The sequence below is a fragment of the Myxococcus sp. AM009 genome, assembly GCF_013372605.1.
Classification (GTDB): domain Bacteria; phylum Myxococcota; class Myxococcia; order Myxococcales; family Myxococcaceae; genus Myxococcus; species Myxococcus vastator.
Genome location: NZ_JABXEP010000126.1, coordinates 1 through 24,866, shown reverse-complemented (window position 1 = coordinate 24,866; position 24,866 = coordinate 1). Strand labels below are relative to the sequence as shown.

At 70.0% G+C, this 24,866-nt stretch carries 23 protein-coding genes; 20 read left to right on the top strand and 3 right to left on the bottom strand.

The features are described 5' to 3' along the window. Nucleotides 1-152: 152 nt before the first annotated feature. The 5 genes from HV824_RS26250 to HV824_RS26230 all read left to right on the top strand — a co-directional run bounded on the left by HV824_RS26250 (nt 153) and on the right by HV824_RS26230 (nt 5,657). Nucleotides 153-1,040 carry a phosphatase PAP2 family protein gene (locus HV824_RS26250; RefSeq protein ID WP_368671017.1) on the top strand — a complete coding sequence of 296 codons (888 nt, stop codon included), beginning with the start codon at nt 153-155 and terminating at the stop codon, nt 1,038-1,040. 37 nt (nt 1,041-1,077) lie between these two features. Then, nucleotides 1,078-2,268: an aminotransferase class I/II-fold pyridoxal phosphate-dependent enzyme gene (locus tag HV824_RS26245; protein WP_176420328.1), complete on the top strand. Its 1,191-nt coding sequence runs from the start codon at nt 1,078-1,080 to the stop codon at nt 2,266-2,268. Further along, nucleotides 2,265-2,993, top strand: a complete 729-nt coding sequence (locus HV824_RS26240) for a class I SAM-dependent methyltransferase (RefSeq protein WP_176424504.1) — start codon at nt 2,265-2,267, stop codon at nt 2,991-2,993. The genes HV824_RS26245 and HV824_RS26240 overlap by 4 nt, the downstream gene beginning before the upstream one ends. Beyond that, nucleotides 2,986-3,963, top strand: coding sequence for a hydroxymethylglutaryl-CoA lyase (locus HV824_RS26235; RefSeq protein ID WP_176424503.1), 978 nt, complete (start codon nt 2,986-2,988; stop codon nt 3,961-3,963). Before HV824_RS26240 ends, HV824_RS26235 begins: the two co-directional genes overlap by 8 nt. Before the next feature lie 155 nt (nt 3,964-4,118). After that, complete coding sequence (locus HV824_RS26230; protein ID WP_176424502.1) at nt 4,119-5,657, top strand: methyl-accepting chemotaxis protein; 1,539 nt, start codon at nt 4,119-4,121, stop codon at nt 5,655-5,657. Nucleotides 5,658-5,716: 59 nt separating this feature from the next. Here HV824_RS26230 and HV824_RS26225 read toward each other — a convergent pair whose 3' ends face one another. Further along, nucleotides 5,717-7,681 (bottom strand): TIM44-like domain-containing protein, encoded by a 1,965-nt coding sequence (locus HV824_RS26225; RefSeq protein ID WP_176424501.1) that lies wholly within the window; start codon nt 7,679-7,681, stop codon nt 5,717-5,719. A gap of 103 nt (nt 7,682-7,784) precedes the next feature. Between HV824_RS26225 and HV824_RS26220 the strand changes: the two genes are divergently transcribed. Next, nucleotides 7,785-8,561 (top strand): enoyl-CoA hydratase-related protein, encoded by a 777-nt coding sequence (locus HV824_RS26220; protein ID WP_176420338.1) that lies wholly within the window; start codon nt 7,785-7,787, stop codon nt 8,559-8,561. Nucleotides 8,562-8,658: 97 nt separating this feature from the next. Here the strand turns inward: HV824_RS26220 and HV824_RS26215 are convergent, their stop codons facing one another. Further along, on the bottom strand, nt 8,659-9,018 hold the full coding sequence (locus HV824_RS26215; protein WP_176420340.1) for a YtxH domain-containing protein: 360 nt from the start codon (nt 9,016-9,018) through the stop codon (nt 8,659-8,661). Nucleotides 9,019-9,221: 203 nt separating this feature from the next. Here HV824_RS26215 and HV824_RS26210 point away from each other — a divergent pair, with 203 nt between their 5' ends. The 13 genes from HV824_RS26210 (at nt 9,222) to HV824_RS26150 (ending at nt 21,734) form a co-directional block, all read left to right on the top strand. Further along, the gene (locus HV824_RS26210; protein ID WP_176420342.1) at nt 9,222-10,751 is read left to right on the top strand and encodes an acyl-CoA carboxylase subunit beta; all 1,530 of its coding nucleotides are present in this window, start codon (nt 9,222-9,224) and stop codon (nt 10,749-10,751) included. Nucleotides 10,752-10,820: 69 nt separating this feature from the next. Next, complete coding sequence (locus HV824_RS26205; RefSeq protein ID WP_176420344.1) at nt 10,821-11,966, top strand: acyl-CoA dehydrogenase family protein; 1,146 nt, start codon at nt 10,821-10,823, stop codon at nt 11,964-11,966. After that, nucleotides 11,966-12,829 carry a hypothetical protein gene (locus HV824_RS26200; RefSeq protein ID WP_176420345.1) on the top strand — a complete coding sequence of 288 codons (864 nt, stop codon included), beginning with the start codon at nt 11,966-11,968 and terminating at the stop codon, nt 12,827-12,829. The genes HV824_RS26205 and HV824_RS26200 overlap by 1 nt, the downstream gene beginning before the upstream one ends. A 22-nt stretch (nt 12,830-12,851) precedes the next feature. Further along, a complete protein-coding gene (rnc, locus tag HV824_RS26195) occupies nt 12,852-13,607 on the top strand; it encodes a ribonuclease III (RefSeq protein WP_176420376.1) in 756 nt (251 codons plus the stop codon). A gap of 47 nt (nt 13,608-13,654) precedes the next feature. Further along, the gene (locus HV824_RS26190) at nt 13,655-14,362 is read left to right on the top strand and encodes a peptidylprolyl isomerase (protein WP_176420346.1); all 708 of its coding nucleotides are present in this window, start codon (nt 13,655-13,657) and stop codon (nt 14,360-14,362) included. A gap of 3 nt (nt 14,363-14,365) precedes the next feature. Next, nucleotides 14,366-14,962: a peptidylprolyl isomerase gene (locus HV824_RS26185; RefSeq protein WP_176424500.1), complete on the top strand. Its 597-nt coding sequence runs from the start codon at nt 14,366-14,368 to the stop codon at nt 14,960-14,962. A 121-nt stretch (nt 14,963-15,083) separates the two neighbouring features. Next, nucleotides 15,084-16,028, top strand: coding sequence for a GTPase Era (gene era / locus HV824_RS26180; protein WP_176420350.1), 945 nt, complete (start codon nt 15,084-15,086; stop codon nt 16,026-16,028). A 1-nt stretch (nt 16,029) separates the two neighbouring features. Continuing rightward, a complete protein-coding gene (gene der / locus HV824_RS26175; protein WP_176420352.1) occupies nt 16,030-17,409 on the top strand; it encodes a ribosome biogenesis GTPase Der in 1,380 nt (459 codons plus the stop codon). Nucleotides 17,410-17,480: 71 nt separating this feature from the next. Then, complete coding sequence (locus tag HV824_RS26170) at nt 17,481-18,284, top strand: tetratricopeptide repeat protein (protein ID WP_176420354.1); 804 nt, start codon at nt 17,481-17,483, stop codon at nt 18,282-18,284. A gap of 11 nt (nt 18,285-18,295) precedes the next feature. Next, nucleotides 18,296-19,459, top strand: a complete 1,164-nt coding sequence (locus HV824_RS26165; RefSeq protein ID WP_176420356.1) for a PQQ-binding-like beta-propeller repeat protein — start codon at nt 18,296-18,298, stop codon at nt 19,457-19,459. Then, nucleotides 19,456-19,884 carry a (deoxy)nucleoside triphosphate pyrophosphohydrolase gene (locus tag HV824_RS26160; protein WP_368738107.1) on the top strand — a complete coding sequence of 143 codons (429 nt, stop codon included), beginning with the start codon at nt 19,456-19,458 and terminating at the stop codon, nt 19,882-19,884. Before HV824_RS26165 ends, HV824_RS26160 begins: the two co-directional genes overlap by 4 nt. Then, nucleotides 19,884-20,765, top strand: coding sequence for a ribonuclease H-like domain-containing protein (locus HV824_RS26155; RefSeq protein WP_176420358.1), 882 nt, complete (start codon nt 19,884-19,886; stop codon nt 20,763-20,765). Before HV824_RS26160 ends, HV824_RS26155 begins: the two co-directional genes overlap by 1 nt. Nucleotides 20,766-20,921: 156 nt before the next feature. Further along, on the top strand, nt 20,922-21,734 hold the full coding sequence (locus tag HV824_RS26150; protein ID WP_176420360.1) for a DUF3014 domain-containing protein: 813 nt from the start codon (nt 20,922-20,924) through the stop codon (nt 21,732-21,734). Nucleotides 21,735-21,762: 28 nt separating this feature from the next. Here the strand turns inward: HV824_RS26150 and HV824_RS26145 are convergent, their stop codons facing one another. Further along, nucleotides 21,763-22,368 carry a hypothetical protein gene (locus HV824_RS26145; RefSeq protein ID WP_176420362.1) on the bottom strand — a complete coding sequence of 202 codons (606 nt, stop codon included), beginning with the start codon at nt 22,366-22,368 and terminating at the stop codon, nt 21,763-21,765. A 284-nt stretch (nt 22,369-22,652) separates the two neighbouring features. Here HV824_RS26145 and HV824_RS26140 point away from each other — a divergent pair. Continuing rightward, nucleotides 22,653-24,866 (top strand): ABC transporter permease (locus HV824_RS26140; RefSeq protein WP_176424499.1); only part of this gene is annotated, 2,214 nt, incomplete at its 3' end.

The following is a 24,866-nucleotide window of genomic DNA, read 5'->3' as shown; positions in this document are numbered from 1 at the left end:
AGAGACAGGGCGGGGAAGGGGGCGGTCGTTCAGAGCCTCGAACTCGGCGATTCTGGCGCGCGAGCCGCGCCGCCGGGGGAGCGTAAGTCGGCGTGAGTGCCTGGGTTTCCCAAAGCGTTCGCGGTGGTGAGGTGCGGGTCCAGTTGACCACCGTGGACCTCATCGTCGTCGTGTCCTGCGCGCTGGCGGCGCTGCTCCTGCTGGGGCCGGGCCGCTGGGCGCCGGGGGCGCTGCGCTGCGCGGGGTTGTTCGCGCTGATGGGCGTGGGGCCGCTCGTGCTCCGCACGCTGGCCGCGTCATTCCCGGGGCACCGGTGGCTCCACGTCCTCGCGGACTGGTGGCTGCTGCCCACGGCGGTGCTGACGCATGACTGGCTGGCTCCCGTGGTGGACACGGTGAACCCCCTCCTCAAGGACGCGCAGCTGGTGGCGGCCGACCAGCGGCTCTTCGGCATGCAGGCGGCGGTGGTGCTGTCGCGCGTCGTCCCGGCGTGGCTCAACGACATCCTGCTGGTCTGCTACTACGGCCACTTCATCTGGGCGCTGGTGATGGGGCTGGTGCTCTACCGGCGCCCGGGCGGCGCGGAGTACAACGAGTACCTCACCGCGCTGGGGCTGCTCTTCTGTCTCAACTACGCGGCCTATGTGCTGGTGCCCGCGGTGGGGCCACGCTACTTCCTCATCGACGCGTTCGATGGGCCGCTGCGTGGAACGCTGACGCCGCTGCTGGACTCGCTCATGCGCAAGCCGCTGTTCGCGCGTGACTGCTTCCCGTCGGGACACACCGGCGCCACGCTGCTGGTGCTGTATTACGCGTGGCGGTTCTCCCGCCGCGTCTTCTGGGTGATGTTGCTGCCGGGCCTGGGGCTCATCGCGGCCACGCTGGTGGGCCGCTTCCACTACGCCACGGACCTGCTCTGCGCGGTGCCCATGGTCATGGTGGTGACGGGGCTGGCGCTGGGCGTCTCCCGGGCGGCCCGCCAGCGGGAAGTGGTGAAGGACGCGCGTTCCGTGCCGGTGGACGCTATCGTCAGGCCCTGAGCGCCCGGCCGGTTCGCGGCGCGAGGAGCCGACGTCCATGTCCAGGCCCGTAGCCGCGCAGCGAGTCACCCGGTTCGCCACCACCGTCTTCTCCGAGTTCAGCGCCCTGGCCGCCCGCCACGGCGCGGTGAACCTGGGGCAGGGGTTCCCGGACTTCGACGGCCCAGAGGCCATCAAGGAAGCAGCGCGGCGCGCCATCCGCGACGGGGGCAATCAGTACGCCATGGGCGCGGGCGCCCGGGAGCTGCGCGTGGCCATCGCCGAGCACTCGGCGCGCTTCCACGGCCAGGCGGTGGACCCGGACACCATGGTGACGGTGACGAGCGGCGCCACCGAGGCCATCCTCGACACGCTGCTGGGGCTGGTGGACCCGGGCGACGAGGTGGTGGCCTTCGAGCCCTTCTACGACTCCTACGACGCCAACATCACCTTCGTGGGGGCCACCGCGCGCTTCGTGCCGCTGCGCCCGCCGGACGCGGACCACGCGCAGTGGTGGTTCGACCGGGACGAGGTCCGCGCCGCCTTCGGTCCGCGCACCCGGCTGCTCATCCTCAACACGCCGCACAACCCGACGGGGAAGGTGTTCACCCGCGACGAGCTGACGTTCCTGGGCGAGCTGTGCGCCGAGTTCGACGTGAAGGTCCTCTCCGACGAGGTGTACGAGCACATCGTCTTCGCGCCCGCGCGCCACCTGCGTCCGGCCACGCTGCCCGGGCTGGCCGAGCGCACCGTGACGGTGAGCAGTGGCGGGAAGACGTTCAGCCTCACGGGCTGGAAGGTGGGCTGGGTCATCGCGCCGCCGCCGCTGCGGGACGCGGTGCAGCGGGCCCACCAGTTCGTGACCTTCGCCACCGCCGCGCCGCTGCAGGCCGCCATGGCGGAGGCGCTGCGGCTGCCGGACGCGTACTTCACGGCGCTGACGGCGTCCTACGCGGCGAAGCGGGAGCGGCTGCTCACCGGGCTGCGCGAGGCCGGGCTGACGGCGTTCGCCCCGGAGGGCAGCTACTTCATCCTCGCGGACATCGCGCGCCAGGGCTTCGCCGATGACGTGGCCTTCTGCCGCCACCTGGTGTCCGAGGTGGGCGTGGCGGCCATTCCGCCCAGCGTCTTCTATGGCCCCCAGCACCGGCACCTGGGGCAGGGGCTGGCCCGCTTCGCCTTCTGCAAGACGGAGGCGGTGCTGGACGAAGCCGTGCGGCGCCTGCGCGCGGGCCTGCCGTCGCGATGAGCTTCTTCGGGGAGCTCTACCTGCGCAGCACGCTGCCGTTCCTGTCGGAGGCCGTCACCGCGCGCGAGGTGGACTACCTGGCCCGGGCCTTCGCGGACGTGGCGGGGCCGGCGCCGGTGGTGGACCTGGGGTGCGGTCATGGCCGTCACGCGGCGCGGTTGAACGCAGCGGGGCCTCTGGCGGGGCGCGTCATCGGGCTGGAGTTGGACGCGCTGTCCCTGGCCATGCGGCGCCCGGGCTTCCCGGCGGTCCAGGGAGACTTGCGGTCCCTGCCGTTTCGCGAGGCGTCCCTGGCGGGGGCCTATGCCTGGTACTCGACGCTGGCCGCCTTCACGGATGGCGAGCACATGCACATCCTCCGCGAGGTCGCGCGCGTGCTGCGGCCAGGAGGACGGTGGGTGTTCCAGACGGTGCCGTTTGAGCGACTGGCGGCGTCCCCCCGGGCGGCCTTCCGCGAGACGCTGCCGGATGGAAGCGTCCTGGAGGAGGAGAGCTGCTTCGACGCCTCGACGGGGCGGGACGAGGGACAGCGGACGCTGACCTCCCCGGAGGGACGATGCCTGCGCGCATCCTATTCCCTTCGTTACTATCCCCTTGCGGATTGGGTGCGGCTGTTGGAAAGCACGGGGTTTTCCGTTGTCTGGGTGCACGGTGGCCTGGCGGGTGAGCCGCTGGACGCGCAGTCAACCGACCTGATTGTGGGAGCGGAGCGGCGCCATGGCTGAGCTGAAGGAACACTCCAGGGCGAGGTTGGGCTGGCTGGGCCAGTTGCCCAGGCAGGTCGACGTCTACGAAGTCGGCCCCCGGGACGGCTTGCAGAACGAGCTGCGCACGCTGCCCACGCGGGACAAGGCGCGCCTCATCAACGCGCTGGTGGCCGCGGGGGAGAAGCGCATCGAGGTGACGTCGTTCGTGTCACCCAAGTGGATTCCCCAGCTCGCGGACGCCGAGGAGCTGCTGCGGCTGGTGGGCCGGCGCGAGGGCGTCGTGTTCTCCGCGCTGGTGCCCAACCTGAAGGGCCTGGCGCGCGCGAAGGACGCGGGCCTGGAGGAGGCCGCCGTCTTCATCTCCGCCTCCGAGGCGCACTCGAAGAAGAACATCAACAAGAGCATCGCCGAGGCCGTGGTGGGCGCGCGCGAGGTGACGGCCTCCGCGCTCCAGGCGGGCATGCGCGTGCGCGGCTACCTGTCCACCGTGTGGGGCTGCCCCTATGAGGGCGACGTCCCGGTGGAGCGCGTGGTGGACATCTGCCGGCGGCTCGTGGACGCGGGCGTCTACCAGCTCAGCCTGGGAGACACGATTGGCATCGGCACGCCGCGCCAGACGGAAAACCTCCTGGAGGCGCTGCTGAAGCACGTCCCCGTGGAGAAGCTGGCGCTGCACCTGCACGACACGCGCGGCACCGCGCTGGCGAACGCGCTGGTGGGCCTGTCCGCGGGCGTGACGACGTTCGACGCCAGCATCGGCGGCCTGGGGGGGTGTCCCTATGCCCCGGGCGCCGCGGGGAACCTGGCCACCGAGGACGCCGTCTTCATGCTCCATGGCATGGGCGTGGACACGGGCATCAACCTGGACCGGCTGGTGGAGGCCGGGGAGATTGCCCAGGAGCTCATCGGCCGGAAGCTGGCGGGCAAGTACCTCCAGGCCGCCCTGGGCGAGCGCGAGAAGAAGGCCACCCGCCGGGCCCAGACGTGAGCGGGCTCCGTGAAGCACGGGGGTCGCGATGCACCCAGTAGTCCTAGTAGTCGGTTATCATTGAAAAATTCCGTCCGGACTTACGCTTCGAGGTGATGCGCGGATAGGCTTGGGGTCGTTTCAACCCCACCTGCTGCCTCGACAGGAAGTGCCGGATGAACGTTTCGCTCGATGCCGACGTCCTCGCGCGACGTTCGCGGTCGTTGTTCGAGGCGAACCAGGAGGCGCTGGGCCGCCGCACGGACCGGATGTTCGCCGTGCTGATGGTGCTTCAGTGGATCGCCGGGCTGGTGGTGGCCCTGCTGCTGTCCCCTCGGACCTGGAGCGGGACGTCCAGTCAGGTCCATCCCCACGTCTGGGCGGCGGCGGGGTTGGGGACCCTGCTGGCGAGCCTGCCGGTGGCCATGGCGTGGACCCTGCCGGGGCGGGAGGCCACGCGGTTCGTCATCGCCACGGCGCAGGCGCTGGTGTCGGGGCTACTCATCCACTTGACGGATGGGCGCATCGAAACGCACTTCCACATCTTCGGCACCCTGGCGCTGCTGGCCATGTACCGGGACGTGCGCGTGCTGTTCCTGTACTCGGCGCTGGTGGCGGCGGACCACCTGCTTCGCGGCCTGTACTGGCCCGTGTCCATCTTCGGCGTGGAGGCCGCCAGTCCCTGGCGCGCGTGGGAGCACATCGCCTGGGTGGTGTTCGAGAACGTGTTCCTCGTGATTGGCGGGCGCGGCGCGGTGAAGGATGCCCGGGAGCTGGCGGCGCGGCAGGCGTGGCTGGAGCTGTCCCAGGGGGAGGTTCGCACGCGGGTGGTGGAGCCGCTGGTGGACTCGGCGCGGGCGCTGACGGAGGCGACCCATTCGCTCGTATCGAGCACGGATGACCAGCGCGCGATGCTGTCGCGTCAGTCCGCGGCGCTCACGCAGACGCAGGCGGCGACGAACGAGATGCAGCGGGCGTCGTCCACGGCCTCGCGTCAGGCGGACGCCATCCTCGCCTCCACACTCCAGGCGGGGGACGTGGGGGCCGACGCCGAGGCCATGCTGGGCCAGAGCATGGAGGGCCTGGAGGCCATCCGCGCGCAGGTCATGGAGATGGCCGGGCTCCTGCGCGGCCTGGACGGCCAGACGCGGCGGCTCTCCAGCGTCACGCTGGCGGTGAAGGACCTGGCGGACCAGTCCCACATGGTGGCGGTGAACGCGGCCATCGAGGCGGCGCGCGCGGGGGCGCACGGCAAGGGCTTCGCGGTGGTGGCCACGGAGATGCGGCGGCTCGCGCGGCAATCCGTCCGGGCGGCGGGGCAGGTGAGCGGCATCCTGGACACCGCGCACCAGTCGCTCCAGCACGTCGTGGAGCTCTCCCTGAAGGGCGCGGACCGGATGGCACAGGACATCGAGGTGGTGCGCGCATCGGGGGAGCGCCTGCGCGGCCTGTCCACCATGCTGCGCACCAGCACCGACGGGGTGCAGCAGATTTCAGCGGCGGTGGCGCGGCAGGCCGCGGGCGTGGCGCAGATCTCCGGCGCGGTGGATGAGCTGTCCACGATGATGAAGCAGACGCTGGGGCGGGTCGAGCAGACGACCACCGCCGCTCAGACACTCCGCGTGGTGACAGGCCGCGTCCACGGCGTCATCGAGACCTACCAGGGCGCGGAAGGGGACGCGGCGCCCGGTGGCGGGGCGGCGCACCGCTCCTGACGCTTCCGGCGCTCGCGCCCGAGGCGACGCTCGGGCGCGAGGTGCTCCAGGGAGGGGCCCTACCGCCCGTCAATCAACGACGCCAGCCGGTCCTCAAGCCCGAGGTGGGCGGCGGCGCGCTCCAGCATCCGCCGCTCCTTGCGGTCGATGCGGCCGTCCACCAGCGCCATCTCCACGATGTTGCGCAGGAACACCTCCGCCTCGGGGCTGCCCTTCGCCGCCAGGCGGTCGAAGAGCTGGGGCCCCATGCTCAGCGCCAGCTCCACGTTGTCCCACACCACGCCCCAGCGCTCCGCGCACAGCTTCAGCAGCTTGCGCTCCGCGGACGTCACCTCGCCGTCGGCGGCGGCGATGGCGGCCATCATGTACAGCAGGCGCTGCCGCTCCTGGACATCCATCACCGCGTCCTCGGGCCGGGGCGCAGCGGCCGGGCCACCCATGCCCTGTCGCGGCGCGGCCCGGCGTGGGGGGAGGGTCCGGAACCGCGCGTCCTCGTCCGCGTTCCACGCCTCGAACGTGCGCGCCTCCGCGAGCACCCAGTCGCGCTCACCCGTGGACAGCGGCGTGCCGCAGTATTCGCAGTCCGTGGCGGCGCTGTTCGTCAGCGGCGCGTTGCACTGCGGGCAGCGGTCCGTGGACATGCCGTTGGCGGTGTTCGTCTTCGCGCCGTGCTTGCGCGTCAGCGTGAAGATGTGGCGCTGGGGCACGGTGGCCCGGGAGGAGGGCGGCTCCTTCACGGCCCCGATGCCCATGCGCGCGCTCCAGCGAAGCTCCACGTGCGCCACGTCGTCTCCCTGGGGATTCACCTGGAAGGCGCGCACGTCCGCGGAGCCCACGGCGCACTCCAGGAACATGCGGCGGCGGCCCTGCCGTCCCAGCGCCTCCAGCTCCGACTCCAGCCCCTGCACCAGGTCCGCCCGGGCCACCTTGGCCAGCGGCTTCATGTCCCGGCGGCTCTGCGCGTCAATCCACTTCCAGAACAGCAGCGACGCGCGGTCCTCCAGCATCTCCAGGTTGAGCGCCGGGTCGGCCTCGCGCGCCTGCATCAGCCCGTCCACCGTCTTGTGGTACGGCGCGTGCTCGATGCCCTGCGTGATTTCGGACAGCGTCCAGTCGTAGTTGCCGGAGTTCACCACCGCGCCGCAGAACTCGCAGGTGTTGGCCGCGCCGCCGTTGAAGGGCGCGCCGCAGTTGGGGCACTTGCCCTGGAACAGGTCCGCGCCCACGCGCGTCTGCGCCCCCGGCTTGCGCACGAAGGTCCAGACCTCCGTGAAGGCCTCGTTGGGGGCCTTGCGCGCGGCCTCGGTGGCCTGCGCGTCGGTGAAGGACACGGGCACGTCGGTGTCGCGCATCCGCGCGTGGACCCGGACGTGGATGCTGTCGAACCACGGGCTCTGGTCCAGGCCGATGAGCTGGAGCTCCAGCACCTCGAAGTCGGTGATGGCGTCCCGCACGCCCTGCGCGCGCATCAGCTCCAACTGGACACCGAAGCGCTGGAAGGTGGCGTCCGACAGGAAGGGCCGCACCGGCGTCATGTCCCGGAGGAACCACGCCTGCTGCAGCTCCATGAACAGCCACTTCGTCTTCTCCAGCATCGGCTCCAGCGCGAAGGCGGGGTCCTTCAGCCGGAGGGCGTTCACCCAGCCCTGCACGTCACGCGGGGATACCTGGGTGCGCTGATAGGCCTCGCGCTGCTCCAGGGCGCGCTTCGTGGTGGCGTCCGGGTGCAGGTTGCGGCGGTACAGCCAGTACACGACGCCGCCCACGCAGAGCATCGGCAGCATGACCTTGGGGTAGCGCCAGACGAGGCTGAAGAGCTGGTAGACGACCCAGAGCGCGACGCCGTCCCCGTCTCCGCCGCCGCGGCCCCCGCCGTTGCCGGACGAGGGGCGGGAGTAGTGCTCGCCGCCGCCGCCGCGCCCCAGGGCTTCGAGCGGGAGCAGGAGCGCCACGTAGGCGATGGCGGGCAGCCAGGGGGCCCACCGGGAGAGTCGGTGCGAGATGAAGCGCGGAGGCGTGGCCATGTCTCCCATGCTAACCGTTTCCGCCTTGCCAGACCCGGCTTATGGACGCACTCTGCCGCGGCCCAGCGCAGCCCGCCTGCCAGGCCGGGAAAGGGGAGCGAACATGCCGGAATTCAAGGTCGACGCACGCGGTCCCATCGAAATCTGGACCATCGACGGCGAGAGCCGCCGCAATGCCATCAGCCGCGCCATGCTGAAGGAGCTGGGCGAGCTGGTGACCCGCGTGTCTTCCAATCGAGACGTGCGCGCCGTCGTCATCACCGGCGCGGGCGACAAGGCCTTCTGCGCCGGCGCCGACCTGAAGGAGCGCGCCACCATGGCCGAGGACGAGGTCCGCGCCTTCCTGGACGGACTGCGCCGCACCTTCCGCGCGCTCGAGAAGAGCGACTGCGTCTTCATCGCCGCCATCAACGGCGCGGCCTTCGGCGGTGGCACGGAGCTGGCGCTCGCGTGTGACTTGCGCGTGGCGGCCCCGGCCGCGGAGCTGGGCCTCACCGAGGTGAAGCTGGGCATCATCCCCGGCGGCGGAGGCACGCAGCGCCTGGCGCGCCTGGTGGGTCCGGGCCGCGCCAAGGACCTCATCCTCACCGCCCGCCGCGTCAACGCCGCCGAGGCCTTCAGCGTGGGCCTGGTGAACCGGCTGGCGCCGGAGGGCCACCTGCTGGCCGTGGCGTACGGGGTGGCGGAGTCGGTGGTGGAGAACGCGCCCATCGCCGTGGCCACGGCCAAGCACGCCATCGACGAGGGCACGGGCCTGGAGCTGGACGACGCGCTGGCGCTGGAGCTGCGCAAGTACGAGGAGATCCTCAAGACGGAGGACCGGCTGGAGGGCCTGCGCGCCTTCGCGGAGAAGCGCGCCCCCGTCTACAAGGGCCGCTAGCCCGCACGAAAGAGGTCGGGGACGGAAGGCCCGGTCCGCGCCGGTGCCCCGTCCCCGAAGGTTCATCACGTCATGGCCCGAAGGCCGCGCGCGCCGCTCAGGCGTTCGCGGTGCGCTCCTGGCCCAGGTTGACGTGCTGCTTGTTCATGTAGGCGGAGGCCTTGTCCTTCACGGTGGTCCGCAGCTCGGTGCCCGTCTTCGGGGCCATCAGCAGGGCCGCCACGCCACCCGCGGCCACGCCGAGGAGGAAGACGCCCAGGCTGCCCAGGCCCGCGCGCGCCGGCTTGTAGGTCGTCAATCCCACATGCCGCAGCACGTCATCCGGCTCGAAGTCATCCCAGCGGTTCCGCGCCACGCGCGGCAGGTCATTGATGAGCTTGTGGGCCAGCCACTTGCGGTACAGGTCGCTCCGGGCGATTCCCTTGGCCATCCACTTGCCTTTCTTCGCTGCGAACATGCGTCCCTCCTGGGCCCGATGGTTGCCGGGTGCGCGTCACTCGCGAGCGCGCCCCCGTTACGCACCAAGGTAGGCAGGGGAGCCTGGAGCGGCATCCCCCGCGGGGACTGTTCTGTGCGGTGCGTCGTCTGCCTGTCACGCCGCGCCGGTCCCCCAGCGAGAAGGCAGCCAGCCGTAGCCCTTTCTGCTATGTGCCACGGGCCATGTCCCAAGACTCGAGACTGCTGGAGAAGATCGCCCAGGTGGAGAAGGGTGGCTCGCAGAAGTACCACGCGAAGAACACGGAGGCGGGCAAGCTCTTCGCCCGCGAGCGCATCCGCCTGCTGGTGGATGAAGGCTCCTTCGTGGAGGACGCGAAGCTCGCCAACAACCTGGACCCGGACCTGCCCTCGGATGGGGTCGTCATCGGCGTGGGCAAGGTGGCCGGGCGCACCGTGGCCATCATGGCCAACGACTCCACGGTGAAGGCCGGGAGCTGGGGCGCCCGCACGGTGGAGAAGATCCTCCGCATCCAGGAGACGGCCCGCGACCTGCGCTGCCCGCTGTTCTACCTGGTGGACTCGGCGGGTGCCCGCATCACCGACCAGGTGGAGATGTTCCCCGGTCGCCGGGGCGCCGGCCGCATCTTCTACAACGAGGTGCACATGTCAGGCTTCGTGCCGCAGGTGTGCCTGCTCTTCGGGCCGTCCGCCGCCGGTGGCGCGTACATCCCCGCGTTCTGCGACCTGGTCATCATGGTGGAAGGCAATGCCTCCATGTACCTGGGCAGCCCGCGCATGGCGGAGATGGTCATCGGTGAGAAGGTGACCCTGGAGGAGATGGGCGGCGCGAAGATGCACTGCTCCGTCTCCGGCGTGGGCGACGTGCTGGTGAAGACGGAGCAGGAGGCCATCGAGGCGGCGAAGAAGTACATCGGCTACTTCCCGGAGAACTTCTCCCAGACGCCGCCGCGCGCCGAGCCCAAGGCCCCCAAGGCCAGCGGCAAGAAGGTGGAGGAGATCGTCCCCGTCGACCAGAACAAGCCCTTCAACATGCATGAGCTCATCAACGAGCTCATCGACGAGGGCAGCTGGTTCGAGGTGAAGAAGCTCTTCGCCCAGGAACTCGTCACCGGCCTGGCCCGCATCGACGGCCGCCCGGTGGGCATCGTCGCCAACCAGCCCAAGTACAAGGGCGGCGTGCTCTTCGTTGACAGCGCGGACAAGGCGGCCCGCTTCATCTGGCTGTGTGATGCCTTCAACATCCCGCTGCTCTACCTGGCGGACGTGCCGGGCTTCATGATTGGCACCAAGGTGGAGCGCGCGGGCATCATCCGCGCCGGCGCGAAGATGATCTCCGCCGTGTCCGAGGCCAGCGTGCCCCGTATCTGCGTGGTGGTCCGCAAGGCCTACGGCGCCGGCCTCTACGCCATGAGCGGCCCCGGCTTCGCTCCGGACGCCACCATCGCGCTGCCCGGCGCGATGATCGCCGTCATGGGCCCGGAGGCGGCGGTGAACGCCGTCTACTACAACAAGATTCAAGAGCTGCCGGAGGCCGAGCGGCCCGCCTACGTCCAGAAGCTGCGCGACGAGTACAAGCAGGACGTGGACATCTACAAGCTGGCCAGCGAGCTCGTCATTGACGACATCGTCCCGGGTGACCGGCTGCGTCAAGAGCTCACCCAGCGCTACGGCGTCTACTCGCAGCGGCAGCAGCCCCGTGCGGAAAAGAAACACGGCGTCTATCCGGTTTGAGTAGGTAGCGTTACCCCACCTCCAAGGCCCGGGCTGCGCCTGGGCCGTCTGCTATAGATCCTGCTGACCATGGATTTTGACCTTCCTGAAAGCCATCGCGCCCTCCAGTCCTCCCTCCGTGACTTCTGCGAACGGCGGGTGAAGCCGTATGCCCGCGAGTGGGACAAGGACGAGAAGTTCCCCATGGAGGTCGTCCGGGAGCTGGGGCAGCTTGGAGTGATGGGCATGCTGGTCGCCGAGGAGTTCGGCGGAGCGGCCATGGACTCGCTCGCCGTGGCGGTGGCGGTGGAGGAGATCGCCCGCTACGACGGCTCGCTCGCGCTGACGGTGGCCAGCCACAATGGCCTGGGCACCAGCCACCTGCGCGTGTTCGGCTCGGACGCGCAGCGCCAGAAGTACCTGCCCAGGCTCGCCACCGGTGAGTACCTGGGCGCGTGGGGCCTGACGGAGCCCGGGTCCGGCTCGGACGCGTCGAGCATGAAGACCACGGCCGTGCGCAAGGGCGACGGCTGGGTGCTCAACGGCGCGAAGATGTTCATCACCCAGGGCACGGTGGGGGACGTGTTCGTGGTGCTGGCCGTCACCTCGCCGCAGAAGCGACAGAAGGGCATCACCGCCTTCCTGCTGGAGAAGGGCCAGCCGGGCTTCAGCCAGCGCCCCATCCACGGGAAGCTGGGCATGCGCTCGTCGGACACGGCCGAGCTCATCCTGGAGAACGTGGAGCTGCCGGACTCGGCTCGCGTGGGCGAGCTGGACCACGGCTTCATCGACACGATGAAGATTTTGGACCGCGGCCGCATCACCATTGGCGCGCTGGCGGTGGGCCTGGGCCGGGGCGCCCTGGAGGAGTCCATTGGTTACTCGCGCGAGCGCACCGCGTTCGGCCAGCCCATCAGCGAGTTCCAGGGCCTGCGCTGGATGATGGCGGACATGAAGACGGAGCTGGACGCCGCGCGGCTCCTGGTCCACCGCGCGGCGAAGCTGGCCGACGAGGGCAAGCCCTATTCGAGGGAGGCCTCCATGGGGAAGCTGTTCGCCTCCGAGGCGGCCATGCGGGCGTGCAACAAGGCCGTGCAGATCCACGGTGGGTACGGTTACACCCGCGAGTTCCCCGTCGAGCGCTACCTGCGCGACGCCAAGCTGTGTGAGATCGGCGAGGGCACCAGCGAGATCCAGCGTACAATCATCGCCCGAGAAACCTTCAAAGGGGCTTGATGGACACCGCGCGGCTGGAAGGCCTCGGGCTGCAGTTGCGGGAGGACGCGGCCGGCACCGAGGCGGTGCTGGACCTGGAGTCGTCCCCGCTGGTCAATCCCGTCACCCGGGCGTTCATCCCGGAGGTGACCTTCCAGGTGATGGGGGACCGTCTCATCCCCATCGCGCCGCCCGCAGTGGTGGGGCTGGCGCCCATCCTGGTGGGCGCGCTCAGCGACGTGGCCGACATCGAGGCGCTGCTCGCGGACGCGTTCAACGAGCACATCTTCCACGTCCAGCGCCGCTCGGCGGAGCTCCAGGTGCTGGGGCTGACGCCGCGCGTGGAGCCGGAGACGCTGGAGCTGGCCACGGACGTGGTGGACGGGGAGCTGGTCGTCACGCTGGTGTCGGACCGGCTGGGCAACTTCCGCGTGGCCCGCGTGGCCCGGGGAAAAGAAGACCTTCCCACGGGCAGCGGCCACACGCTGGAGCTGTCGGAGTTCCGCGAGCGCGCGGCGCTGACGGGCTACCTGGTCGCGCTCTTTGGAGAGCCGGCGAGCCGCCCGCAGGCCGCGCCAGTGGGCGCCGGGCTGGTGCGCTTCTCCGACATCGTGGAGAAGTTCGGCGCGGAGGCGTTGGTGCCTCCTCGTAGCAGCCTGGAGCTGCTGGCGCAGTTGCAGGTGGAGGGCCGTCCGTACCGCTTCGCCGCCGCGAGGGTGGCGGGTCGCACCTTCCGGGGACTGCTGGCGGGTCCCCAGGGGAAGGAGTGGGCGGGGCGGTTCGAACTGGATGAGTTTCCAGGCATCGTGCGGATGGTGGCGGACCTGCTGAGGGTCCCTCCCGCGGCCGTGAGGCTGGTGGGCCCGGACGCGCCTCAGGAGTGATGCGTTGAGTGGTGCGGACAAGATGAGCCCGTTGGAGCGGGTTCAGTTGCTGGAGTCGCGGTTGGGGTTGAGCTTCTCCCGGATGGAGACGGCGCTGGAGGCCCTGACGCACAAGACGTACGTCAACGAGACGCGGGACAAGGAGCTGAAGGACAACCAGCGCCTGGAGTTCCTGGGCGACTCGGTGGTCAACCTGGCTGTCAGCCACCGGTTGATGGCGCGCTGCCCCGGCCTGCCCGAAGGCGACCTGACCAAGATGCGCGCCCGCGTCGTCAACGAGGATGGCCTGGCCCGCGTGGCCCGGACCATTCCCCTGGGCGACCTGCTGCTGCTGGGCCGGGGCGAACTCATGTCCGGCGGCCGGGAGAAGAACTCCGTCCTGGCGGACGCCCTGGAGGCCGTCTTCGGCGCGGTGTTCCTCACCAGCGGGCTGGACGCCGCGGTGGCGCTGGTGGACCGGTACTTCGCGGACCTGCTGGACGAGGTCTCCAACGGCCAGGGGCGGCTCGACTACAAGACGCTGCTCCAGGAGCTGGCCCACGAGCGGCTCAAGCTCCAGCCCCGCTACCGGGTGGTTTCCGAGTCCGGTCCGGAACACTCCAAGGTGTTCGAGGTGGAGCTGATGCTGGGGGAGACGGCCTTCGCCCGGGCCTCCGGCCGCAGCAAGAAGGAGGCGGAGCAGTCCGCCGCGCAGGCGACGCTGGAGAAGCTGCGGGAAGACGCCGCGTGTCCCACCTCCCCCCCGCCCGGAACGCCACGACACGACACCCCGGCGTGAAACCCCTTGGATGGGGCAGGGGGCGGCGCGTAAGGTGCCGCGCCGACATGCCCCCCGCCTCCCTCCGAAAGACGCTCGCGCTGGTGACCTGCCTGCTGGCGGGCTCCGTCCTCGCCGCTGACTCCGGCAAGTGGACGCGGAAGGCCGCGGCCGGCAAGGACCTGTACGCCACGCTCCAGACGAGCGAGGGCGCCATCGTCGTCCGGCTCTTCGCCAAGGACGCGCCCAGGACGGTGGCCAACTTCGTGGGGCTGGCCGCCGGTGAGAAGGAATGGCGGGACCCGAAGACGGAGAAGATGGCCAAGAAGCCGCTGTATGACGGCACGGTGTTCCACCGGGTGATTCCAGGCTTCATGATTCAGGGTGGAGACCCCACGGGGAGCGGCTTCGGCGACCCGGGCTACCGCTTTGCGGACGAGTTCCAGAGCGGCCGGACCTTCGACAAGCCGGGCCTGCTGGCCATGGCCAACGCGGGGCCCAACACCAACGGCAGCCAGTTCTTCATCACCACCTCCACGCCCAGGCACCTGGGCGGCAAGCACACCATCTTCGGTGAGGTGCTCAGCGGCTACGACGTGGTGGAGAAGATCAGCAACGTGCCCCGGGACAACCGGGACCGCCCGCGCACCGCGGTGGTACTCACCCGCGTGCTGCTGGGCGACAAGGCTCCCAAGGGCGTGACGGCCCCCGCGGCGAGCAAGGAAGCGGCGCCCCAGAAGGACGCGGGCGCGAAGACGGTTTCACCAAGGCCGTGACACATGACCGGGCTCGTCTTCGGACGGGTCCCCACACGGGAGGGTAGCATGGGAATGTTGGACGAGGCCCGCGCGGGCAATGACCTTTACGCCACCTTCGACACCACGGAGGGGCAGATCGTGGTGAAGCTGTTCGCGAAGGACGCGCCGAAGACGGTGAGCAGCTTCGTGGGCCTGGCGACGGGCGAGCTGCCCTTCCAGGATCCGAAGACGGGTGAGAAGACCCAGCGCCCCTACTACGATGGCATCATCTTCCACCGCGTGATTCCGGGCTTCATGATTCAGGGCGGAGACCCCACCGGCAGCGGCAGCGGTGGCCCGGGCTTCAACGTGGAGGACGAGTACCAGAGCGGCCGGACCTTCGACAAAGTGGGCCTGCTGGCCACGGCGAACGTCGGCCGCCCTAACACCAACGGCAGCCAGTTCTTCATCACCACGTCCAAGCCGACCTACCTCAACAACAAGCACACCATCTTCGGTGAGGTGCTCAGCGGCTACGACGTGGTGGAGAAGATCGCCGGCGCGCCGCGCGACGGGCGGGACCGCCCGCGCCAGGATGTCGTCATCAACAAGCTGACCATCTCCACGACCCAGCCGTAGCCTGTCCACTCGCCGCCCGTCCTGGCATGACCGGACGGGCGGTGGGCTGGTATAGGCGCTGTCCAGACGTTCCCTTTTCGGGCCTCCGCGGTGCGCGGCGTCCCAGATCACCTCCGAAGCAATGGCCCCCCCCAAGACACACCGCAGCGGCTTCGCCGCCCTCATCGGGCGCCCCAACGTGGGCAAGAGCACGCTGCTCAATGCACTGACCGGCGAAAAAATCGCCATTGTCTCCCCCAAGCCGCAGACGACGCGCAACCGCATCCTCGGCGTCGTCACCCGTCCGGAAGGGCAGGTGGCGTTCATCGACACGCCGGGCATCCACCAGGCCAAGGGCGAGCTGAACCGCTACATGGTCGAGGTGGCCCTCCAGGCGGCGGAGGAGGTGGAACTGGTCCTCTTCCTCATCGAGCCGCCGGCCAGTGAGAAGCCCGAGGTGAGCCCAGGCAACCGCGCCATCCTCGAGCGGCTGCAGAAGATCGGCAAGCCGACCTTCCTGGTCATCAACAAGATCGACAGCGTCGCCAAGGGGCAGCTGCTGCCCCTCATCGACCTGTACCGCCAGGAGTTCCCCTTCGCGGAGGTGGTCCCCATCTCCGCCCGGGAGAAGGACGGGGTGGAGCGGCTGTTCCACACCGTCCTGGAGCACCTGCCGGAAGGCGAGAATGTCTTCGACGAGGACATGCTCACCGACCAGCAGGAGCGCGTGCTGGCGGCCGAGTACATCCGCGAGCAGGTGCTGCGGCACTGCCGCCAGGAGATTCCGTACTCCACGGCCGTGGTGGTGGACATCTTCGACGAATCCGAGCGCGAGCCCCGGCCGGGCACGCCGCCGAACCAACTGGGCGGGCTCATCCGCATCGCCGCGTCCATCTTCGTGGAGCGCGACAGCCAGAAGGCCATCATCATCGGCAAACAGGGGCAGATGCTGAAGACCATTGGCACCGACGCGCGCAAGTCCGTGCAGCGGTTGCTGGGCGCGCACGTGTATCTGGACCTGCGCGTCCGCGTGGAACCGCGTTGGAGCGAGCGCCCCGAAGGCCTCAAGAAGCTGGGATACGACTGAAATGAAGCCCCTGGTCGCAATCGTCGGACGCCCCAACGTGGGCAAGAGCACGCTGTTCAACCGGCTGGTGGGCCGGCGCGTCGCGCTGGTGCAGGACGAGCCCGGCGTGACGCGGGACCGCCACTACGCGGACGCGGAGTGGGAAGGCCGCAAGTTCACCTTCATCGACACCGGCGGCTTCGTGCCCGGTGACGAGGATCAGCTCCTCCAGCAGGTGCGGGAGCAGGCGCAGCTGGCCGTGGACGAGTGCGACGTCATCGTCTTCGTCACCGACGGCCGGGCGGGCCTCACGCCCGCGGACGAGGCCGTGGCCAACTACCTGCGCAAGAGCGGCAAGCCGGTGGTGCTGGCCGCCAACAAGCTGGACAACACGTCCGGGCAGATGCAGGCGCTGGCCGGTGAGTTCTACCGCCTGGGCCTGGGCGACGTGCAGGCGCTGTCCGCCGAGCACAGCCTGGGCATGCAGGAGCTGTTCGACTCCGTCGTGGCCAGGCTGCCGCCCAAGGAAGAGGGCGAGGACGCGGAGGCGCCGCCAGACGACGGCATCATCCGCATGGCCATCATCGGCCGGCCCAACGTGGGCAAGAGCACCCTGGTCAACGCCATCCTGAAGGAGAAGCGGGTGGTGGCCAGCGAGGTGGCGGGCACGACGCGGGACCCGGTGGACTCCGAGCTCACGTACAAGGGCCGCAAGCTGCTGCTCACCGACACGGCGGGCATCCGGCGCAAGAAGTCCATTGCCCAGCGCGTGGAGCAGTTCTCCGTGGTGGCCGCGCTCAAGGTGATGGAGCGCAGCGACGTGGCGGTGCTGTTGATGGACGCCATGGAGCCGGCGGTGGACCAGGACGCCAAGCTGGCGGGCCTGGCCGAGGAGCGGGGCCGCGCCCTGGTCATCGTGGTGAACAAGTGGGACCTGGTGGGCGCCGACCAGCGCCGCCAGGAGACCTTCCGCGAGTCCCTCAAGCACTCGCTCAAGTTCGTGGGCTACGCGCCCATCCTCTTCACCTCCGCGCTGACGGGCTCCAAGGTGGAGAAGGTCGTGGACGTGGCGACGGAGCTCGCCGACCAGTTCCGCTTCCGGGCGCCCACCCCGCAGCTCAACCGGCTGCTGGAGCACATGGTGGACAACCACCCGGCGCCCATCGTCCGGGGCAAGCCGCTGCGCATGTACTACATCGCCCAGGTGGCCGCGGCGCCGCCGACCTTCACCATCACCGTGAACCATCCGGACGGCGTTCCGGACATGTACAGGCGGTACATCACCAACCAGCTGCGCAAGACGTTCGACCTGCGCGTGCCCATCCGGCTCATCTTCAAGGGCCGGCCCGGGCAGGCCAAGCGCGAGGCCCGCAAGCGGCCGCAGCGCCAGGGGAAGCGCTGAGGCGTCAGTGCGTTGACACTCGCGGCGCGCGCTCCATACAGTGCGCCGCTCTTTAAAAGAGGTTTCCAGACGTGGCCGGAACCACCAAGACCGAGAAGATTCGCCAGAAAGAGCTCAGCCAGCCGGACACCTTCCAGAAGGCGGGCACCGAGGCGAGCGACTGGCTTGCGCAGCGCCAGAAGATCATCGGGCTCGCCGCGGGCGTGCTCATCCTGGGCGGCGTGGGCGTCGCCATCGCCAGCGAGGTGTCCAAGCGCGGCGAGGAGAAGGCCGCCCAGGCGCTGGGACAGGCGCTGACCGTGCTCGACCGGCCCGTGGAGGGCGTGGAGCCCGCGCAGCCCGGTGAGACCGAGCCCCCCTTCAAGACGGTGAAGGAGCGCGACGAGGCCGTGGTGAAGGCGCTGGGCGAGTTCCGCGCCGCGCACGGCGGCACCCCGTCCGCGGCGACGGCCGCCCTGGCCGAGGGCAAGGCGCAGTTCCGGCTGGGCAACTACGCCGCGGCGCAGGCGGCCTTCGGCGAGTACCTCAAGGGCGCGCCCCAGAACGATCCGCTCCGCGCGGAGGCCCTCGAGGGCCAGGGCTACGCGCTCGAGGCGGACGGCAAGTACGAGGACGCCATCAAGGCCTTCGAGCAGATGGGCGCCGCGGGGGGCCCGTTCCTGCTGGGCATGGGCGACTACCACAAGGCCCGGATGCTCATCCTCCTGGGCAAGAAGGAAGAGGCGGCCCAGGTGCTGTCGAAGCTGACCACGGCGCAGCCGAACACGGCGGCTGCGCGTCAGGCCGGTGAGCGCCTGGCGGTGCTGGCCTCCGAAGGTGTGAAGGTTCCCGCCCCGGAGGCTCCGGCGGCTGCACCCGCTCCGGACGCAGGTTAGAAACACACGCCATGACGATGCGGCTCGTGAGCTGGAAGCGTTGGTTGGGTGGCGCCGTGGCGGCAGGGCTTCTGGGCGGCTGCAGCGGCGCGCGGTACTACGGCAATCCGGAGCTGCCCCGGCCGCCGTCGAACACGCCGTTGGAGTACTTCTCCGTCAACTGGTGGACGCCGCTCGCGCCCGCGCAGACGCTGGAGTACGGGCCGCGTGAGACGGCGACGCCGGCCTATGACGCCGTCAGCCGGACGGCCGTCGCGCTCACGCGGGACGGGTTCGCCCGCGGCGTGGGTCCCGACGGCCAGGTGAAGTGGACGTACAAGACGGGCAGCCGCTTCAGCGCCGGGCCCCGGGTGGTGGACGGCGTGGCCTACATTCCGGGCGGTGACGGCGTGCTGTACGCGCTGGACGTCGCCTCGGGCGAGGAGAAGTGGAAGTACGTCGCGGGCGAGGCCCTGGCCACGGTGCCCGTGGTCGTGAACGGCCTGGTGCTCGTGGCCTCGGAGAGCGATACGCTCTTCGCGGTGAAGCTCGCGGATGGGCAGTGGGCCTGGCAGTACCGCCGGGATCCACCCACCGGCTTCACCGTCCGCGGCGCTTCGCGGCCCCTGGTGCGCGAAGGCGTGGCCTACATCGGCTTCTCCGACGGCTTCGTGGTGGCGCTCAGCGTCGACGACGGCGGCGTCACCTGGGAGCGCTCGCTGTCCGGTCCGGGCTCCGAGTTCCTGGACGTGGACAGCAGCCCGGTGATGGACGCCAACGGGCAGCTCTACGTCACGTCGTACAAGAGCGGCATCTTCGCGCTCGAGTCGGAGTCGGGCGACCTGGTGTGGAACACCTCCGTGGCCGGCATGACATCGCTGCTGGTGAGTGGCCAGGTGCTCTTCGCCTCGGGCGACGGCCGGGTGGATGCCTACCTGGCGGAGACGGGACGGCTCCTCTGGTCGCACCCCCTGGGGGACCGAGCGGCCTTCGCTCCGGTGTTCGCCCAGGGAATGCTGCTCGTGCCCACGTCCCGTTCGCTGCTGTTCCTGGAGCCGAAGACGGGGCGCTCGCGCGTGTCGTGGAACCCCGGGAGCGGCGTCACCGCGCCGCCTTTCGTCGCGGGCAGGCAGCTGTTCGTGTTGTCGAACAACGGCTACCTGTACTCCCTGGACATGAACGGGATTGACGGGTGACGGCGCCGGCTCGCAGGACGGTCCGCGTGGTCGCGGCGCTGATTCCGCGGCCGGAGGATGGACGTCAGTTCCTGGTGCAGCAGCGGCTCCCCGGTGGAAGCCGCGCCTTGCTGTGGGAGTTCCCCGGCGGCAAGGTGGAGGCCGGGGAGACGGACGAGGCCGCGCTGGCCCGTGAGTGCCGCGAGGAGCTGGACGTGGAGCTCGCCGTGGGCCGGCGGCTCTGGGAAGGCCAGCACACCTACCCGGACCTGACGGTGGAGCTGGTGCTGTACCTGTCCCGGATTGTCTCGGGTGAGCCCCGGCCCCTGGGCGCCCATGCGCTGGCGTTCCACACGCCAGCGCAGATGCAGTCACTGCCGTTCTGCGAGGCGGACATCCCGCTCCTGGACGACCTGGTGGCGGGAAGGTTGGGCGCGCTCGATTGATGCTGCAGCGGACGTTCCAGCACATCCCCAGCGTCGGCCCCTGGCGGGAGAAGGACCTGTGGTCCCGCGGCATCCGCACCTGGGAGGACTTTCCGGAAGCGGGCCAGGGGGTGGCGATCAACCGGAAGTCCGACGACGTGGCGCGGGCGCGCATCGCCGAGGCGAAGGACGCGCTGGCCCGCCGGGACTTGCGCAAGCTGGCGGAGTTGCTCCCCAGCCGGGAGCACTGGCGGCTGTACCCGGAGTTCCAGGACGACGCCGTCTATTTCGATATCGAGACGGACGGCCGAGAGGCCCAGGCGCCGACGGTGGTGAGCCTGTTCGATTCGAAGGGCCTTCACGTCTTCATCCAGGGCCGGAACATGGACGCGCTGCCGGAGGCCATGGCGGCGCGCCGGCTGTGGGTGACCTTCAACGGCTCGTGCTTCGACGTGCCCGTCCTGCGTAACTACTTCGGCCCGGGGCACTTTCCGGTGCCGGACGCGCACATCGACTTGCGGTTCGTGACGCGGCGGCTGGGCATGGGCGGCGGGCTGAAGGAAATCGAAGGGAAGATTGGCGCCGAGCGTCCGCCCCACATGAAGGGCGTGAATGGCTACGACGCGGTGCTGCTGTGGCGCGCGTACCAGCGCAGAGGTGACGTGGAGGCCCTCCGGTTCCTCGTCGAGTACAACCTCTACGATGCCTTCCAGCTCCGGACGCTGATGGACGTGGCGTACAACCGCGGCGCAGACGAGCTGAACCAGGATGTTCCCCGGCTGCCAGTCTTCGAGCGTGGCGACGTGCTTTACGACGTGAGCCGCATCATCTTGGAGCTGGGGCCGACCGAGCGGGATTTGCAGACGCTTGCTCGCGTCCGAGCCATGGAACAGGACGGCTGAGCGGGCAGGGTGACTGTGCCCGGTTCGCCGTCCTGGAAGCAGCCGTGCATGCGTGAGTACCGGACGGTGAACATCTGCGCGCGCGAAGTGGCGCGGTCCGGTGGAATGACCTGGGGGGGCGTTTGTAGGTTGAAGGGTCCACCTACGGAGGAATGAATGAACGACCCGACGAATCCGACGCCGGCCGAGGTTCCCGAATCCGCACCGCGCTCCAAGGGCAAGACGCTGGCCGTCGTCCTGGGGCTGGCGGGCCTGGCGTTGGTGGCGTCGTATTTTGGTCTGCGGCGTCAGGAGTCGCGTCCGGCGGAGGTGCCCGTGGTTCCGACGGAGCCCGCTGGCGAGACAGCCGCGGCACCCCCGACGATGCCAGAAACGTCGCTGCCGGAGCGGGACGCCGAGGTCCGCAGCCTGGCGAGCCAGCTCTCGCCTGAACCCGAGCTCGCGCGGTGGATGAACGAGAAGGACCTGGTCCGGCGCTTCACGGCCGCGGTGAACAACATCGCGGACGGTTCGAGCCCGCGCACGGTGCTCGGGTTCCTGGCGCCCACGGGGGCTTTCCAGGTGACCCAGGTGGACGGCACCACGGTCATCGACCCGGCCAGCTACGCGCGCTACGACACCGTGGCTCGCGTGATGGGCTCCATCGACACGCAGGCCGCGGCCAGCGTGTACCGCGAGCTGAAGCCGGCGATTGACCAGGCCCACGCGGAGATTGCGCCGCCGGGACAGACGTTCAGCAGCTCCCTGAGCGCGGCCATCCAACATCTGCTCAAGGTGCCCGCGCAGGAAGGCCCGGTGGAAGTCGTGCCGGAGGGCGCGCTCTATGCCTATGCGGCGCCGGAGCTCGAGGACCTGAGCACCGCGCAGAAGCATCTGCTGCGCATGGGGCCCCAGAACATGAAGCTCATCCAGGCCAAGCTGCGGGAGCTGAAGAACTCACTCGGCCTGCCGCCGGTCGCGGATCGCTGAGTCAAAGTCTGTCCCGGACCGCCCAGGCTCAGCGGCGTTTCTTCTTGCCGGCGGGCTTGGGCGGCGGGGCTGGCTTTTCCTTTTCGCCAGCGATTTGAAGGGCCTGGCGGAACTCGTCGACGTCACGGCCCAGGCCGTCGGTGAACGCGGTGCCAGTCTGCGCCTCCACGACCAGGGTGTACTTGAAGCCGGACTTGAGCGGCTGCGGCAGCTGGATTCGGTAGACGAGGCCGGCCTCGGATTCCTCGACGTCGTCATCAGACACCATGGCCCGGTCGGCTTCGTCGAACAGGCGCACGCGGTAGTTCTTGAGCGGGCGGGTCGTCCGGAGCTCCAGGAGCGTCGTGGGCTCGATGACGGAGACGTCATCGGGGGCCGCGGCGATTTCCTTGAGGCCCGCGATAGCGACTCCAGCGTCGTCGGCGACGCCCGCGTCATTGGCGGCTGCCGCGACCGGCGCGTCAGGCAAGGCCTGGTAGCTGAGCGAGAAGCGGGTCGGCGGTGGCGGCGCGGGGGCCTGAGGCGCCTCGGCGACGCCGGAGTCCGGAACGGCGGCCGGCTTGTCGGGACAACCCGAGAGGACGAGAGCGCCACAGCAGGTGGCGGCGACGAGTCCGAATCGAAGAAGACGCATGTGCTGACCACCGTATGCGCCGGAGTGAAGGCCGGAAAGCACCGAGTGCCGGCCAGCCAGCCGGGCCGTGGGTTGGTGGCAATGGGGCCGCGGATAACCGTCCACAACGAGGCCTCTCCCTCTATGAAAGAAGGTCCGATAACATGCGTTATGTAAACTAAGTGGGCGCGGAACCTGGGGTCGATTCAGGCCGTTCCCCGCCCTGGTTTCTGGGCCGTCCGGGCCGGTTTCGGGTCCGTCGATTGCAGTCGCTTCCGGCAAGCTCTCCGCCCCTGACGCCCGCCATGACCTTCATCGATTCGCTCGCCGCGGATGTTCGCTTCGCGCTCCGCACGTTCCGCCGTTCCCCCGGCTTCGTCGCGGCCGCCGTGCTGTGCCTGGCGCTGGGCATTGGCGCCAACGCCGTCATCTTCAGCGTGGTCCACGGGGTCCTCCTCCGGCCGCTGCCGTACGCGGAGCCCGAGCGGCTGGTCAGCCTCGTCGAGGTGCGCCCCCAGGGCTATGGCGGCCCGGTGTCCTGGCCGACGTTCTGGGCCTGGCGCCAACACAGCCCGGCCTTCGCCCACATGGCGGCGTTCACGGGCGGCGGCGTCACGCTCCAGGACTCGGAGGCGCCTGAGCGCCTCCAGGCCCTTCGCGGAACGGCAGATTTCTTCACGGTTCATGGCGTGCCGCCCTTGCTGGGCCGGACTTTCGCCTCCGACGAGGACCTGCCCGGCCAGGCCCCGGTCGCGGTCCTCGGCGAGCGTCTCTGGCGAGCCCGTTTCGGCGCTGACCCGGCTGTCCTCGGCCGTTCCGTGAGCCTGGACGGCCTGGCCCACACCGTCATCGGCGTGATGCCGGCCTCTTTCGATGCGTCCACGGACGTCTGGCTGCCCCTGGTGGCGCCGCCGGACGCCGCCGCCCGGACCCGGTCCACGGTGCTGACCCTCCGGGCCCGGCTGGCGCCAGGTGTTTCGCTGGCCTCCGCCGAGGCTCAGTTGAAGCAAGTCGCCGCGGACTCCGCGTCGGCCCAGGCGGAATCCCACCGGGATCGGAGCGCCCGCGTCATCCCGCTCGACGAAAGCCAGACACAGTCCTGGCGTGCGCCGCTCCAGGTCCTGTTCGGTGCCGTCGCGCTGGTGCTCCTCATCGCGTGTACGAACGTCGCGAATCTGCTGCTGGCCCGTGCGGGCACCCGGCGGCGCGAGCTGGCCGTTCGTCTGGCGCTGGGGGCCGGCCGGGCCCGGGTCGTCCAGCAGCTCCTGGTCGAAAGCCTCCTGTTGGCGCTGCTGGGCGGCGCGCTGGCCGCATTGCTGGCGCGCTGGGGACTGGACGCGCTGCTGGCCCTGGCTCCGGAGCGCCTGCCCCGGCGTCAAGACATCGCGCTGGACGGCACGGCCTTCCTGTTCCTCTTCGGAATCACCAGCGTCAGCGGCCTGGCCTTCGGGCTGCTTCCGGCCCTCCAGGTCTCCCGGCTGGACATCCGTGGCGGGCTCGCCGCCGCGGGTGATGGCGGCACGGTGCCGGGCTTCGGCCGTCGCCTGGGGGCCTCGCTGGTGGTCGTGGAGATCGCCCTATCGCTGGTGCTGCTCGTCGGCGCGGGCCTGCTCGGACGCGGCTTCCTGCACCTGCTGGGGACTTCCTCCGGACTGGTCCCCGGCCAGGTGCTCACGCTGCATCTGTCCATCCCAGACGACCGGTTCTTCAATGAGGGCGGCCTGGACGCGGAGCTGCCGGGACGGCTCTTGGAGCCCGTGCTGGAGGCGGTTCGCGCGCTCCCGGGCGTCACCGCGGCGGGCATGACGTCCGTGCTCCCCATCCAACGGGCCTGGAACAACGCCCGGTATCAGGTCGAAGGCGCCACTCTGCCAGCGCCCGGCGACGAACCCCGCGCCGAGCGCCGTGCGTCCAGTCCGGGCTACTTCGCCGCCATGGGCATCCCTCTGCGCCAGGGGCGCGATTTCACGTCCCTGGACGCCGCGCCAGACCAGCCCGGCGTGGTCATCGTCAACGAAGCCCTGGTCGGTCGGCACTTTCCGGCGGGAGGCGCCCTGGGCCAGCGGCTCCTCATCGGGGCGACGTCGTACACCATCGTCGGCGTCGTGGGTGATGTCCGCCAGGCGGGGCTGGAGCGCGAACCCCTCGCCGAGTTCCACGTCCCCCATGGCAGGCCCTGGGGCGATGACGGGCTCGTCCTGGTGACGCGCACCTCGGTGCCGCCGGAGACGTTGCTGCCAGCCATCCGGGAGGCCATCCGCCGCGTGGATGGCACCGTGCCCGTCTATCGGGCGCTCACCTTGGACCAGGTCATCTCGCAGTCCCTGGCGATGCGCAGGCTCGTCCTGGGGCTGCTCGGCGGCTTTGCATTCCTCGCCGTCCTGCTCGCCGCCTACGGCCTCTATGGGGTCGTCTCGCTCCGGGTCTCCCAGCGCACGCGGGAGCTGGGCGTCCGGATGGCGCTCGGCGCCCGGCCCGCGGACGTGCTCCGGCTCGTCCTGGGCCAGGGCGCGGGGATG